Annotated in this window: 14 protein-coding genes; 8 read left to right on the forward strand and 6 right to left on the reverse strand. The window is 65.9% G+C overall.

Annotation, left to right across the window (positions count from 1 at the left end):
- Window positions 1–65: 65 nt before the first annotated feature.
- The 5 genes from L1080_RS28845 to L1080_RS28865 form a co-directional block, all read right to left on the reverse strand.
- The gene (locus L1080_RS28845) at window positions 66–440 is read right to left on the reverse strand and encodes a hypothetical protein (RefSeq protein WP_236603189.1); all 375 of its coding nucleotides are present in this window, start codon (window positions 438–440) and stop codon (window positions 66–68) included.
- A 282-nt stretch (window positions 441–722) separates the two neighbouring features.
- Window positions 723–1211, reverse strand: a complete 489-nt coding sequence (locus L1080_RS28850; RefSeq protein WP_250767543.1) for a hypothetical protein — start codon at window positions 1209–1211, stop codon at window positions 723–725.
- Between the two features lie 297 nt (window positions 1212–1508).
- Complete coding sequence (locus L1080_RS28855; protein WP_159923244.1) at window positions 1509–2195, reverse strand: GAF and ANTAR domain-containing protein; 687 nt, start codon at window positions 2193–2195, stop codon at window positions 1509–1511.
- Between the two features lie 122 nt (window positions 2196–2317).
- Window positions 2318–3643, reverse strand: coding sequence for a lipase family protein (locus tag L1080_RS28860; protein WP_250767547.1), 1326 nt, complete (start codon window positions 3641–3643; stop codon window positions 2318–2320).
- A gap of 211 nt (window positions 3644–3854) precedes the next feature.
- Window positions 3855–4094 (reverse strand): hypothetical protein, encoded by a 240-nt coding sequence (locus L1080_RS28865; RefSeq protein WP_109335416.1) that lies wholly within the window; start codon window positions 4092–4094, stop codon window positions 3855–3857.
- A gap of 146 nt (window positions 4095–4240) precedes the next feature.
- Here L1080_RS28865 and L1080_RS28870 point away from each other — a divergent pair, with 146 nt between their 5' ends.
- The 8 genes from L1080_RS28870 to fdhD all read left to right on the forward strand — a co-directional run bounded on the left by L1080_RS28870 (window position 4241) and on the right by fdhD (window position 12682).
- The gene (locus L1080_RS28870) at window positions 4241–4714 is read left to right on the forward strand and encodes an NUDIX domain-containing protein (protein ID WP_159923248.1); all 474 of its coding nucleotides are present in this window, start codon (window positions 4241–4243) and stop codon (window positions 4712–4714) included.
- Window positions 4715–4813: 99 nt separating this feature from the next.
- Window positions 4814–5332, forward strand: coding sequence for a peptide-methionine (S)-S-oxide reductase MsrA (gene msrA / locus L1080_RS28875; protein ID WP_250767552.1), 519 nt, complete (start codon window positions 4814–4816; stop codon window positions 5330–5332).
- Window positions 5333–5352: 20 nt separating this feature from the next.
- Window positions 5353–6378 carry a magnesium transporter CorA family protein gene (locus tag L1080_RS28880; protein ID WP_250767555.1) on the forward strand — a complete coding sequence of 342 codons (1026 nt, stop codon included), beginning with the start codon at window positions 5353–5355 and terminating at the stop codon, window positions 6376–6378.
- Window positions 6379–6514: 136 nt separating this feature from the next.
- A complete protein-coding gene (locus L1080_RS28885) occupies window positions 6515–7654 on the forward strand; it encodes a serine hydrolase domain-containing protein (RefSeq protein ID WP_250767558.1) in 1140 nt (379 codons plus the stop codon).
- A gap of 181 nt (window positions 7655–7835) precedes the next feature.
- Window positions 7836–8921: an S-(hydroxymethyl)mycothiol dehydrogenase gene (locus L1080_RS28890; RefSeq protein WP_159923254.1), complete on the forward strand. Its 1086-nt coding sequence runs from the start codon at window positions 7836–7838 to the stop codon at window positions 8919–8921.
- Window positions 8918–9550 carry an MBL fold metallo-hydrolase gene (locus L1080_RS28895; protein ID WP_213576083.1) on the forward strand — a complete coding sequence of 211 codons (633 nt, stop codon included), beginning with the start codon at window positions 8918–8920 and terminating at the stop codon, window positions 9548–9550. The genes L1080_RS28890 and L1080_RS28895 overlap by 4 nt, the downstream gene beginning before the upstream one ends.
- 4 nt (window positions 9551–9554) lie before the next feature.
- The gene (locus L1080_RS28900; protein WP_250767561.1) at window positions 9555–11861 is read left to right on the forward strand and encodes an FdhF/YdeP family oxidoreductase; all 2307 of its coding nucleotides are present in this window, start codon (window positions 9555–9557) and stop codon (window positions 11859–11861) included.
- Window positions 11861–12682, forward strand: coding sequence for a formate dehydrogenase accessory sulfurtransferase FdhD (gene fdhD, locus L1080_RS28905; RefSeq protein ID WP_159923260.1), 822 nt, complete (start codon window positions 11861–11863; stop codon window positions 12680–12682). Before L1080_RS28900 ends, fdhD begins: the two co-directional genes overlap by 1 nt.
- Here fdhD and L1080_RS28910 read toward each other — a convergent pair.
- Entirely contained in the window at window positions 12675–13904 is a 1230-nt protein-coding gene (locus L1080_RS28910) for a helix-turn-helix transcriptional regulator (RefSeq protein ID WP_250767878.1), read from the reverse strand. The genes fdhD and L1080_RS28910 overlap by 8 nt on opposite strands.
- Window positions 13905–13945: the final 41 nt, after the last annotated feature.

A 13945-nucleotide genomic window follows, 5' to 3' on the forward strand; every position in this document is an offset into this window, starting at 1 on the left:
CGCCGTATCTCGGCGCTCGACTGGTGCGCAGGCTCGTGTGGTTCGCCGCGCCGACATCCGCGCGGTCAGGTCACCGCAGGGTTGAAGGAGCCGAACGCCAGGTCGGCCGATGGCCATTGACCGGTGGCTGTCACCTCGGCGAAGGCCAGGTCGAAGGCGTCCACGAGCCAACTGGACTCGGCGGTGACGATGAGTTGGTCGGGGGCCTCGGCCGAGTCGCTCTCCTTGAAGAGAGCAACCCGCCAGAGGGCGGCCGCATCGGGGTGATCAGCGAGGACGCCCTCGGCGTTGACGGCGAGGAGATAGTGCTGGTATTCGAAATCGATGCGAATGGCGTAGCCGCAACCGATATTGACGATGCTGGCGGGACGATGGGTGGCCGCAGCGAGCATCATGAGCTCATCTGCGTAGCGATTGGTGAAAGCATGGGCGAGGGGCACGGGCGTCTCGTCTCTGTGAAAGATCGTGAAGCGACTGCCTCACGACCGGCCACACAAGTCTGCGCTCTGCTACACAGCTGGTGTCTCGGCTTGAAGTTCCTAACAATACGGTATCGATGCGGCCGGCGTGCACCCGTCGGGCTTGCTTTTACGGTGATATCCACGTTCCCGGAAGCAAGTGTCGCCTCGGTCGAGGCACGTGACCTGCAGTTTGTTCGACCGTGTGCCGTTTCCCGAACTGATCCAGTTTCTTTTGGTTCTCGATGCGTCGAATGACGGCCCTCACTCGGAGCGGCTGGTCGAGGGTAGGTATGGGTTGGGTCCCAGCTCGATGGTCGTGGTGGTGGGCGGAAGGCCGATCTCTTCCCACCCGGCGGTCAGGGTGAGGGCACCCGAATCCTGGCAGGTCCCCACCCAGTAGTGCGGCAGCGTCCGATATTCGGTCGGAGGACGCGCGCGGATCGATCTGGTCACCGGGTGGTACGGATCTGCTTCCCCTTCGATGTCGCCGACAGTGACGAACACGGACAGATAAGACCAGTGTCCGGAGTAGTCCTCGGGGTCGGTCAGCGAGCGCGTCTCGTGATGGGCGAGTTCGGCGCATCTCCCCGTGGCCGTCAGGACGAGGCGCAATTGCATCCCACTCGGATAGGCGGTGATGTCGTTCAATTGCAGCGTCAGGCCTTGATGGGCGGCGAGGACTGTCGGACCATGCACCTGGGTCCCGCCGGTGGCGGGTGGCGGCTGCGCCGGCCACCGGTGTCTGCGCATAGAACCGATAGTGCCATCGCCGCCGCACCCAGGCCACTGTCTCTTTTTCGATCAGACTGAAGGGCTTCGGAACGTGAGAAGCCGCCGGCACCTGTGGGTGTCAGCGGCTTCGCATTCCCGTCGGGCACGCTACGCACTGTAGGTCTGATCCGGCGGAAGGTGACGGTGCCCGCCAGTGCGCCTCTCGGCAAGTGGTCGCTCGCAGCGACATATTTAATGTGGTACCCGGGGCATTGGGTCGGACACCGTCGACAGTCTCAACGAGGGCGGTAACCCGGATATTCCCGGGGGAGTGCCCTATTTTCCGCGTTCGACGATTTGCTCCGCGACGGCGTGGAGGCGGGTGTTCGTCTCCTGTGAGAGGTGCGTGAGCATCTCGAAGGCGCGGATGGCGTCGACGTCGAACCGTTCCATGATCATGCCCTTGGCCTGGCCGATGACGTCCCGGGAGACCAGCGCGGACTGCAGTTGTTCCTTGGTACGCGCGGCCATCAGGGCCAACGCGGCGTGGGCCGCGAGAACCTCGGCCATCGACTCTTCCTGGAGACCGAAGGCGTGGGGTTCGAAGGCGAACAGGTTGAGCGCACCCATCTTGCCCTCGGAGGTGTAGAGCTGGAAGGAGATGGAACTGTAGATGCCCACGTCGACGGCGGCAGCGGCGAATCTCGGCCACCGATCGTCCGAGCGGAAGTCGTCACAGCGGACCACCAGGTTCGCCACAGCCGCCGCGACGCAGGGGCCCTCACCGAGTTCCTCTTGCACGTGGTCCAGCTTGGGCAGGAGGTCCGAGGTCGGGGCAACCGACTCGAACTTTTTCCCGCCCCCGGAGACCATCAAGATGCCCGCGCACGCTTCCGTCGGCATCAAGTCGACAGCAGCGGCAGTCACGGTGGACAGACTGTCTTCGATCGACCGCGGGGTGGAGAAACTGCGTGCGAGGTCAGCCATGGTGCGGACGATGTCACCGCTCCCCGAACCGTTCATCACAGCCTCCTCTGTCCGTCGACGCCGTCACGAGACGGACGTGCAACCGTCTCCCTTCGTCCACCCTAGGCGGCCGTGCGCTCCGACGTCGGGGCACCGGGGATTGCTGCCGGTGTCTGTGGTCAGTTCGGGCCCAGCGGTCGTGCGAACAGCACCCGCAGCGCGGTGCGTCCGACGGTGAGTAACCCCTGGAGTGGGGACAACGCAGAGGACGCGATCGACCACACGGTTGTGGTCCCGGACGGTGGGAGTGGCGTGCCGGCGAATCGGTCCGCCAGCCACTCGAGCATGGCGGGCGCGGAGATCACCATCAGTGACAGGTGCTCACTCAATCGGTCCCGCACGTAGGTGACGTGGGTGCCGCCCTCGACATACCGCTCGACCTGCCCGTCGACGTCCTCGATGTGGATGATTTGGTCGTGGACCGGGTGCACCACCAGTAACGGGCACTCGGGAATGCGTCCGCCGAGCCGGATGTCGTCGAACACCTCCAGCACCTCGGGTGTGGCCAGGATGTCGGCGAGGGGGATGTCGGTGTAGTCGTCGAAGTCGTCACGGGCGAAACGTGCGACAGCTTCCACCGTCGACATCGTCTCGATCTTGTCGAGTCGCCGAATTCCTTCGTCGTCGGCATGGTCGCGGATCACTCGTCCGAGGCCGGGATAGAGGTGGCGCAGTCCGGCGACGACGAGCGCGGGGAGGCCGGCGTGGAGGGTGCCGTTGAGCCGGATGTAGGTTTCGCCCGGGTCACCGACCGGGGCGCCGAGCGCTGCACCGACGATGTCGATTTCGGGTGCGTATTCCGGGGCCATTTCGGCTACCCAGGACGAGGCCATGCCGCCACCGGAATATCCCCACACGCCGACTCTGGTCGCGGCGTCGAGTCCGAGGGGCGGAAAGCTGAGCGCCGCACGGATCCCGTCGAGGACCCGGTAGCCGGGTTCGCGGGGTGCGCCGAAGTAACCGCCCATGCCCTCGTGGTCGGCCAGCGTCACGGCCCAGCCCCGCTCGAGCGCATTGGCGATGATCAGCATCTCGAGGGGCGGGAGGCTGCCGGGCGAGAACGCACCCCGCTGCAGTGCATACGACGGGAAGCACTTGTCGGCGATGGCGTCGATCGCACACTGATACGCCAGTAGCGGCCGCTCCTCGTCCGGGTCGGCGCCGAACGGCAGCAGCACGGTGGTGACCGCCACCTCGGGAGCCTGGTGCAGGTCGCAGCTGCGGTACAGCAGCTGCCAGGCCGACACTTTCTGTGGGATGACGCCGAGGAGGGCCAGTTCGACTTCGCGACTGCGGAGCACGGCACCCGGCGCCGCGGCGGCGAAACCGGCGGGTGGGACGTAGAAGGGGTCGTCACCCGGCAAGATCGGCCGGCTTCGCCCGATCGGTTCCGGAAGGATCGGTCCCGACAGCGGCCCCTCGGTAATTTCGGCGTTCACACTCATTGTGCGACCTTTCCAGGACAGAACCCCGCGGAGACGGAAGCTCGGTCGGTTATCCGGTACGACGAGTGACAGACTCTCACAGCGCCGACGGGCGCTCGCACGCGGTGACCCCGGTCACTGGGTGCGGGAGTCCTGTCCGTCCTGGGTCGCACCTTCCTCGAACCGACTTCTCATCCCGAATCGGCGACGATGTCCGTCTCCGAGGCCGGAGTCAGCTGTCCTTGGGAGCGAGCCGGGCAGCGAGGAGTCCTTTTCCGAGTTCGCCACCTTTGAGGCTCACGGCCTTCGCTCGCTGAAAGAAGTCGATGAGCTCGGTATCTCCGGCGCGTTCGGCGTCCCGGATGTAGCCGTCCAGGCGCAGAGCGTTACTCAGCGACGCTTCGACGAACCAGATCAAGTTGTAGTCCTTGTCTTTCGTTCCCGTCACCGCACCGGTTTCCTGATCGCTCATCTGTAACTCCTCCTCGATCGCCAGGCCCCCTGTTCTCCCAATACGTACCCCACCCCGGCTGCCGGCTACGGCGGAACGGAAGAAGAAGCTCGTGGGTGTGGCCGAACGTTCGCAGCGCCGTCACACGTCCGTGACATGCTGGTGTGGTGGCGAAGCAGAGTGCGGGGTTGCTTCCGTACCGCATCCGGGACGGTGTGCTCGAGGTGTTGATCTGCCATCCGGGTGGTCCGTTGTGGGCGCGTCGGGACGCAGGAGCGTGGTCGATCGTGAAGGGGGAGTATGCCGTCGACGAAGACCCGTGGGCTGCGGCGCAGCGGGAATTTCGGGAGGAGGTCGGTCTCGATCCGCCGCAGGGTGCGGTAGTTCCTCTTGCTCCGGTCCGGCAACGGGCGGGAAAGGTGGTCAGCGCGTTCGCTGTGCGAGGCGACCTCGACGTCACCGACGCCGTGAGCAACGAATTCGAGATGGAGTGGCCTCCGAGGTCGGGCCGGCAGAAATCGTTCCCCGAGATCGACCGGGTCGAGTGGTGTTCCGTCGCAGTGGCGCGGACCAGACTGATCGCCGCGCAGGTGGCTTTCCTGGACGAGCTGGAAAGCGCTGTGGAGGGCGCCGGGCGGTAGCAGGCTGCACCTCGTTGCGGAATAGATGCGGACGGCCGGTGTTGTGGAGGGGGAGAAACGACCCGGGGTGTACTCGCGCCCCGATGAAGGGAACGGACAATGTCGAACGTCACCGAGACCGCCGTCCTGGCCGGAGGCTGCTTCTGGGGTGTGCAGGAACTCGTGCGTAAGCAGCCGGGCGTGATCTCCACACGCGTGGGATACACCGGTGGGGACGTACCGAGCGCGACGTACCGAAACCACGGCTCGCACGCGGAAGCGATCGAGATCGTGTTCGATCCGTCGAAGACGTCATACCGCGACCTTCTCGAGTTCTTCTTTCAGATCCACGACCCGTCGACGAAGAACCGGCAGGGTAACGACATCGGAGCCAGCTACCGCTCGGCCATCTTCTATACGAGCGACGAGCAGCGACGCGTCGCCGAGGACACGATCGCCGACGTGGATGCCTCCGGACTCTGGCCCGGCAAGGTGGTCACCGAGGTGACCGCGGCAAGCGACTTCTGGGAGGCGGAGCCCGAACATCAGGACTACCTGCAGCGGCTGCCGGACGGATACACCTGCCACTTCGTGCGGCCGGGGTGGAAACTTCCGCGTCGCGACGCCGAGGTCGGCTGAGCGCGGGCACACTGCAAGGTGTGACCACCGGTACGCAGGAACCTGTCAGGACGCGTCTGTGGCGGCAGGGCCGGCTCGCCGCCACGGATTTTCCTCTCGCTGAGGTCTCGGATTACCTCGAGGAGGACGGTGCCCTCGTCTGGCTGGACCTCTGCGACCCCGACCACGCGCAACTGTGCGAGCTCGCCGAGGAGCTCACGCTCGATCAGCACGCAGTCGAAGACGTTCTCGCGCATGCCGAGCGGACGAAGGCGACGAGGTACGCGCACCACACCTTCCTCACTGTGTACGCCACCCGGCTGACGGTGGACGCGCCGCCGGACAGTCTGGGGTCGCGTCTGCATACCAGCAGGGTGTCGGTGTTCGTCCTTCCCCGTGGGATCGTCACGGTGCGGCGTGCGGACGCCGGCTCGGCGGGATTCGACATGGAGGAGGTGCTGCGGCGCTGGGACGACAATTCCGACCTGCTGCAGCACGGAACGGCCGCCCTGCTCCACGGTCTGCTCGACGTCATCGTCGATGGACAGTTCGACGCCATCCAGTCGCTCGACGACACCATCGAGGACCTCGAAGAGGGACTGTTCGACGACCGGGCACAGACTCGCGTCATCCAGCGGCACACGTACCGGGCGCGGAAGGAACTGGTGGAACTACGGCGCGTGGTGCTGCCGATGCGCGAAGTGGTCACCGCGGTGATGCGGCACCGTGAGGAGCACGGCAACAGCGTTGCCTTGGACGGCTGGTATGCCGACCTCTACGACCACGTCATCCGTGCCACCGAATGGACGGAATCTTTGCGGGACATGGTGACTACCGTGTTCGAAACCAATCTGTCCCTGCAGGACGCTCGACTGAACACGGTGATGAAGAAGCTCACCGGGTGGGCGGCGATCATCGCGGTACCGACTGCGGTCACCGGCTGGTATGGGCAGAACGTTCCCTACCCTGGGTTCGGTCACAACGGCGGAGTCGTGTCGAGCGCGGTCGTGATCGTGGGCGCCGCCGCCCTGCTCTATGTGGTGTTCAAACGCCGCGGCTGGTTGTGACGGCGGCGCACACGGTGCTCGCGAGCTGGTCAACGGCAATCGAGTGATTGACATCACAGCGGACCGGGACCACACTGACGTTCGACTTGAATCCGAAGTCAAGATCAGGGTGTAGCCGTCCGTGAAAGGAACCCGCGTGACCAAAATCGGTGGTGTGTGCGACAGCCGCTTCTCCGCGTTGCAGGAAGCGTTGAAAGACAACCTCGACTCCGGGGAGGATCTCGGCGCATCCATCGTCGTCACCCTCGACGGTGCCCCGGTGGTCGACATCTGGGGCGGATGGTCCGACGCCACGCACAGCACAGAGTGGGGTCGGGACACGATCACCAACGTGTGGTCGTGCACCAAGACTGTGACCGCGCTGGCCGCGCTCGTGCTCGTCGATCGAGGGCTGCTCGACGTGTACGCGCCTGTCGCCCGGTACTGGCCGGAGTTCGCTGCGAACGGCAAGGGCGACGTCGAGGTCCGGCACCTGCTCTCGCACACCTCCGGCGTCTCCGGCTGGGACAAGCCGTTCACGGTCGAGGATATGTTCGACTTCGCGGAGTCGACCAAACAGCTTGCAGCCCAGGCTCCGTGGTGGAAGCCGGGCACCATGTCCGGGTATCACGCCCTCAACTACGGTCATCTGATCGGTGAGGTGATCCGCCGGGTCGACGGACGCACCCTCGGGCGGTTCGTCGCCGAGGAGATCGCCGGACCGCTCGGTGCCGACTTCCACATCGGGTTGAATCCCTCGGAGTTCGGACGCGTGTCGAATGTCGTTCCACCGCCGCCGCTGCCGATTGATTTGGCTTCACTCGACCCCGAGAGTGTCATCGTCAAGACGTTCACCGGGCCGGGCCCCGATGCCTCCGCGGCATGGACCCCGGAGTGGCGACAGGCCGAGAACGGTGCGGCGGGCGGGCACGGTAATGCGCGATCCCTTGCCCGCATCCAATCGGTGGTGGCGTGCGGTGGCGAGATCGACGGTGTCCGTCTGCTCTCGCCCGACACCATCGCGCTTATCTTCGAAGAGCAGTCGAACGGCGTGGATCTTGCTCTCGGACAGCCCATCCGGTTCGGAATCGGCTACGGACTGCCGACGCCGGTGTCAGTTCCCTTCGTGCCCGAGGGGCGCATCTGCTTCTGGGGTGGCTGGGGTGGATCCCAGGTCGTCATCGACACCGAGCGGCGAATGACGGTGACCTACGTGATGAACAAGATGGGTCCGGGGCTCCTCGGCTCAGACCGGAGTGCCCAATACGTGTCTGCCGCTTTCGCGGCGGTGGGCTGAGCGCGGATTCCAACACGAGCGGCCGACAGGCTGCGACCTGGCCGGGCTGGCAATCCGACCAGGTCGGCCTGTCCCTTTGATCAGTCCCCCCTCGGTGCTGCGGTCCGTAGTGTTCCGGGGAGAGGTGCATATATAGCGATGCATCGATCCGCCACACTGATCGACCGAAGGAACGAGTCCCATGCCGCAGCAGGTACGAGGTGTCATCGCCCGCTCGAAGGGTGCCCCCGTTGAGATCGCGACCATCACCATTCCCGACCCCGGACCCGGAGAAGTAGTCGTCGACATCGCGGCGTGCGGGGTCTGCCACACCGACCTCACCTACCGTGAGGGTGGGATCAACGACGAGTTCCCGTTCCTGTTGGGTCACGAGGCCGCAGGCATCGTGGAAAGCGTCGGCGAGGGTGTCGATTCGGTCGAGGTCGGCGACTTCGTGGTCCTGAACTGGCGTGCTGTGTGCGGTCAGTGTCGCGCGTGTAAGCGTGGCCGTCCGCAGTACTGCTTCGACACGTTCAACGCGACGCAGAAAATGACTCTCGAGGACGGCACCGAACTCACGCCTGCGCTGGGTATCGGGGCGTTCGCCGACAAGACTCTGGTGCACGCCGGTCAGTGCACCAAGGTGGACCCGTCGGCTGACCCTGCTGTCGTCGGCCTGCTCGGCTGCGGTGTGATGGCCGGTCTGGGTGCCGCGGTGAACACCGGCAACGTCAGCCGCGGCGATTCGGTGGCCGTCATCGGCTGCGGCGGCGTCGGTGATGCGGCGATCATGGGGGCCCGGCTTGCCGGCGCGTCGAAGATCATCGCGATCGATCGGGACGACAAGAAGCTCGAGTGGGCGAAGGAGCTCGGTGCCACCCACACGATCAACGGTTCGAACGTGGATGCGGTGGAGGCGGTGCAGGAGCTCACCGGCGGTTTCGGTGCCGACGTGGTGATCGACGCGGTCGGCCGACCCGAGACCTGGAAGCAGGCCTTCTACGCCCGCGACCTCGCAGGCACCGTCGTCCTGGTCGGTGTGCCGACCCCGGATATGAAGCTCGAGATGCCGCTGATCGACTTCTTCTCGCGCGGTGGTTCGTTGAAGTCGTCGTGGTACGGCGACTGCCTGCCCGAGCGTGACTTCCCGATGCTCGTCGATCTGTACCAGCAGGGCCGGCTTCCCCTCGAGAAGTTCGTCAGCGAGCGCATCAAGATCGACGAGGTCGAACAGGCCTTCCACACCATGCATGCCGGTGAGGTGCTCCGTTCGGTGGTGGTCCTGTGAGTGGGAAGCTGCGGATCGAGCGGGTCGTCACCGAGGGCACTTTCGCTCTCGACGGCGGAGAGTGGAACGTCGACAACAACATCTGGCTGATCGGTGACGACACCGACGTGGTGATCGTCGACGCTGCCCATCAGGCGCAGCCCATCATCGACGCGGTCGACGGCCGGCACGTGAACGCCGTGATCTGCACGCACGGTCACAACGACCACGTCACCGTCGCACCGGAGCTCGCGGAGCGCTTGCACGCTCCGGTGCTGTTGCACCCGGGTGACGACATCCTCTGGAAGATGACACACCCCGACGCGAAGTACTGGCGGCTCGAGGATGAACAACGTATTGCCATCGCCGGCACCGACATTCAGGTGATCCATACTCCGGGTCACTCGCCGGGTTCGTCGTGCCTGTACCTGCCCGAGGTGGGTGCTCTGTTCTCCGGCGACACCCTGTTCTCGGGTGGTCCCGGGGCGACGGGACGGTCGTACTCCGATTTCCCGACGATCATCGGATCGATCCGCGATCGGCTGTTCGCCCTCCCCGAGGAGACGACGGTGCACACCGGGCACGGAGACGGAACGACGATCGGCACCGAGGCCCCGCACCTCGCCGAGTGGATTGCACGAGGGAACTGAGTTCATGACCGACACCACCGACAGGTACACCTTCGACGAGGATGATGTCGTCGTCACGCACGAGAAGTCCTATGCGGCGGGTGTTCCTGCGGTGTTGGTGTCGTTGCGCCGCGGGTTGGAGCAGATGGGTCCGGTGCGCACGGCCCGCACGTTGTTCAAGCTGAATCAGCGGGACGGGTTCGACTGCCCGGGGTGTGCGTGGCCGGAAACACCGGGGCACCGCAAACACGCCGAGTTCTGTGAGAACGGGGCGAAGGCGGTGGCGGAGGAGGCGACCACCCGGAAGATAGGGCCGCCCTTCTTCGCCGAGCATTCGGTGGCGGAGCTGCTCGGCAAGACCGAGTTCTGGTTGGGGCAGCAGGGCCGGCTGACGCATCCGATGGTGTTGCTGCCCGGGGGAACGCATTACGAGCCGATCGGCTGGGACGCCGCGTTCGCGATGATCGCCGGGGAGCTACGCGCGCTGGGATCGCCGGACGAGGCGGTGTTCTACACGTCCGGGCGCACCAGTAATGAGGCGGCGTTCGTGTACCAGTTGATGATTCGGGCGTTCGGGACGAACAACCTGCCGGACTGCTCGAACATGTGCCACGAATCGTCCGGGTCGGCTCTGGTGGAGACGATCGGGATCGGGAAGGGCTCGGTGACCGTCCCCGATATCGAGAACGCCGACCTGATCCTGATCGCCGGGCAGAACCCGGGCACCAACCACCCCCGCATGCTCTCCACTTTGGAAAAAGCCAAAGGCAATGGGGCGAAAGTGATCGCGATCAACCCGTTGCCGGAGGCGGGACTGCTGCGGTTCAAGGACCCCCAGAAGGTGCACGGGGTGGTCGGGAACGGGGTGCAGATCGCGGATGAGTTCCTACAGATCCGGATCGGCGGCGACCAGGCCCTGTTCCAAGGATTGGGCCGGCTCCTGCTCGAGGAAGAGGACCGCAACCCGGGCACGGTGATCGACCGCGACTTCATCGACCGCCACACCGCAGGATTCGACGACTACGCCGCCGCCATCCGGCGGGTCGATCTGGACACCGTGGTCCAAGCTACTGGGCTGACCCTCGAACAGATCCAGCAGACGGCGCAGGCACTGATCGCCTCGAAGAAGACGATCATCTGCTGGGCGATGGGGTTGACCCAGCACACGCACGGGGTCGCGACCATTCAGGACGCGGTAAATCTGCTGCTGCTGCAGGGGATGATCGGCAAACCCGGGGCCGGGGTGTGCCCGGTCCGCGGGCACTCCAACGTCCAGGGCGATCGGACGATGGGGATCTGGGAGAAGATGCCCGAGCCCTTCCTGACCGCGTTGGACACCGAGTTCGGGATCCGGTCACCGCGCACACATGGGTGGGATGCGGTCGACTCGATTCGGGCGATGCGGGACGGGAAGGCGTCGGTGTTCGTCGGGATGGGCGGCAACTTCGTCTCCGCCACCCCGGACACCGACACCACCGAGGCCGCCCTGCGTAACTGTGCGTTGACGGTGCAGGTGTCGACGAAACTGAACCGCTCCCACCTGGTGACCGGGCGAACCGGGTTGATCCTGCCCTCGCTGGGCCGCACCGACAAGGATGTGCAGTCCGGGCGCAAGCAGCAGGTGTCGGTGGAGGACTCGATGTCGGTGGTGCATCTGTCCCGCGGCAGCCTGCCCCCGGCGAGTGACCAGTTGCGCAGTGAGGTCGCGATCGTGTGCGGGATCGCCCAGGCCTTGTTCGGGCCCGAGCATCCGGTGCCCTGGCAGGAGTTCGCCGCCGACTACGACCGGATCCGCGATTCCATTGCCCGGGTGGTTCCCGGGTTCGCGGACTTCAACCGCAAGGTGCGTGCGCCCGACGGGTTCGCCCTGCCGCATCCACCCCGGGATGAGCGCCGATTCGACACCAGCACGGGGAAGGCGAACTTCACCGTCAACGTACTGTCCTGGTTGCCGGTGCCGGCGGGGAAGCTGATCCTGCAGACGATGCGGTCGCACGATCAGTACAACACCACCATCTACGGTCTCGACGACCGCTACCGCGGCGTCAAGGGCGGCCGGCGGGTGCTGTTCATCAACACCGACGACCTTGCCGAACTGGGCTTCACCGACGGGGATCGGGTGGACCTGGTGTCGGAGTGGACCACCCCGGACGGCACCGTGCAGGAACGGCGGGCCGCCGATTTCCGGCTGGTGCCGTATCCGACGCCCGTCGGGAATGTGGCCGCCTACTATCCGGAGACGAATCCGCTGATTCCGCTCGATCACGTGGCGGCGGTGTCGAATACTCCGGTGTCGAAGGCCGTGCTGATCCGGCTCGAGCGGCGGCCCTGATGGGGCGGGTGACGCTCCGGACCCCGGTCACCCGGATCACCGACACCCGGCAGTCGACCCGCCCGGACACGGTGGTGGTCGAGGAGCCGCTCGAGATCCGGGTGAACGGGACCCCGCTGGCGGTGACGATGCGGACCCCGGGTTCGGATGTGGAACTGGCGCAGGGGTTCCTGCTGACCGAGGGGATCATCGCCGACCGGGCGGATATTGCGTCGATCCGGTACTGCAACAGTGTCGACGAGCACGGGGTGAATACCTACAACGTTCTCGACGTCGACCTCGCCCCGGGGATCTTCCTGCCCGACACCGGCATCGAACGCAACTTCTACACCACCTCCTCCTGCGGAGTGTGTGGGAAGGCGTCCCTCGACGCGATCCGGCAACGCACGAAGCATTCCCCGGCCACCGACCCGGTGCGGGTGCCGTCCGCGACGATCGCGGAGCTGCCGGACCGGCTGCGGGCGGCGCAGAAGGTGTTCGACAGCACCGGTGGGTTGCACGCGGCCGGGTTGTTCACCGCCACCGGGGACCTGCTCACGGTCAAGGAGGACGTCGGCCGGCACAACGCGGTCGACAAGCTGATCGGCTGGGCCACCGAACAGGGTCGCATCCCACTGCGGGGCAGCATCCTGCTGGTGTCGGGTCGGGCGTCGTTCGAACTCGCCCAGAAAGCGGTGATGGCCGGGATCCCCGTCCTCGCCGCTGTGTCCGCCCCCTCCTCGCTGGCGATCGACCTCGCCCACGACACCGGACTGACCCTCATCGGATTCCTCCGCGGCACCACCATGAACATTTACACCCACCCCGACCGCATCACCTGAGGCTGTCGGCGCGGATCCCTGCCTCGAGCGCAATCGCCCCTGCTTCTCCGCGCGACCCCACCCCGAGCTTCTTCAACACCCCGGCAACGTGGAACTTGACGGTGCTCTCGCTGATGCCGAGGCTGTCGGCGATCGCCTTGTTCCGCTTGCCCGTGGCGAGATGGCCCAGCACCTCGAGTTCGCGGGGGTTGAGGTCGCCGAGCTGTTGTTCGTCGGGCCTCACCGCCGGAGGATCGAGCGGAATGGCGACGGCCACGCGGGAGCCCCACCCGTCGACGGACTCGACGGCGATCCGCCCACCGAGGGTGTGGACGCGGCCCGACAGTTGCCGAACGAGTGCGTCGGTGTCCAGGCCGCCGGCGCCGTCGTCGCGGACTTCGACCAGAAGATTGGATCCGTCGCAGTCCCAGGCGATGCGAATCCGTTCGAGCGTCGCCTGTGCGGCGAAGGCGAGAACAGCGCTGCGCACCACTGCGCGTGCGGCATGCGCGACTTCACCGGGAAGGGCCCGTCCGTCCGCGGGCGGATCGACGTAATCGACGGCGAGTGGCCGGTGCTGCAGAAGGGGCCGGAGTTCACCCTGTAGTCGGGCGAATGCGGTGGTGACGGCTTCCTCCGTGAGGAGACGGTCGGACTCACCGGCCGAGCGCAGCGCCACGAGGGCCGTGGACGCGGTCTCACTCGCCGTGATGCGCGACCGATGATCGTCGAGATCCTTGGACCGGAGGGTGGCGAGGATCGACTCGAGGGTGGCGGCATGCAGATCCGTCAATTCGACGATGGTCCTGGCCCTCTCGCTCGACGCCGCCCGCGACTCCGCCAGATAGGCCGGACTGGCCTGCGCTACCTGCAGTCGAATGGACACGGCCACGACACCGAATGCGGCCCCGACGAGGTCGACGTCGCGGATGCGCTGACGGGTTTTCGGTACGACGAGCAGCAAGGTGCCGGTGGCGTCCAGCAGTGCCCAGACCTTTCGCTTCGAGCCGGCGATCACGGCGTGATCGTCGAAGACCTCGTCCACGGCCAGCTGGGTGCGCAGTGCATCGAGTTCGGTGATGGTGACCCGCTCGACGATCGACGGATCTCCGCTGACCTTCCGGGGACGTCCCGTGCATTCACGGGTGAAGATCACGAGTGCGGTGTGCGGCCAGATGTCGGCGAGAAATTTCGAGAACCGGACGGCGATGTCGGGGAGCGAGCCGTCGATGACGTCGCGCATCGAGCCGAGGAGATCCGCAGGTGACACCGAGGTCGAGCTGG

Source organism: Rhodococcus sp. MSC1_016, assembly GCF_023667485.2.
In the GTDB taxonomy this organism is placed as follows: Bacteria; Actinomycetota; Actinomycetes; order Mycobacteriales; family Mycobacteriaceae; genus Rhodococcus_F; species Rhodococcus_F oxybenzonivorans.

What these genes read in the sequence shown, in the direction of transcription:
- L1080_RS28850 (WP_250767543.1), bottom strand. Translation starts at nt 1,211, where the DNA reads ATGCGCAGACACCGGTGGCCGGCGCAGCCGCCACCCGCCACCGGCGGG.
- L1080_RS28855 (WP_159923244.1), bottom strand. Translation starts at nt 2,195, where the DNA reads ATGAACGGTTCGGGGAGCGGTGACATCGTCCGCACCATGGCTGACCTC.
- L1080_RS28860 (WP_250767547.1), bottom strand. Translation starts at nt 3,643, where the DNA reads ATGAGTGTGAACGCCGAAATTACCGAGGGGCCGCTGTCGGGACCGATC.
- L1080_RS28865 (WP_109335416.1), bottom strand. Translation starts at nt 4,094, where the DNA reads ATGAGCGATCAGGAAACCGGTGCGGTGACGGGAACGAAAGACAAGGAC.
- msrA (WP_250767552.1), top strand. Translation starts at nt 4,814, where the DNA reads ATGTCGAACGTCACCGAGACCGCCGTCCTGGCCGGAGGCTGCTTCTGG.
- L1080_RS28890 (WP_159923254.1), top strand. Translation starts at nt 7,836, where the DNA reads ATGCCGCAGCAGGTACGAGGTGTCATCGCCCGCTCGAAGGGTGCCCCC.
- L1080_RS28900 (WP_250767561.1), top strand. Translation starts at nt 9,555, where the DNA reads ATGACCGACACCACCGACAGGTACACCTTCGACGAGGATGATGTCGTC.
- fdhD (WP_159923260.1), top strand. Translation starts at nt 11,861, where the DNA reads ATGGGGCGGGTGACGCTCCGGACCCCGGTCACCCGGATCACCGACACC.
- L1080_RS28910 (WP_250767878.1), bottom strand. Translation starts at nt 13,904, where the DNA reads ATGCGCGACGTCATCGACGGCTCGCTCCCCGACATCGCCGTCCGGTTC.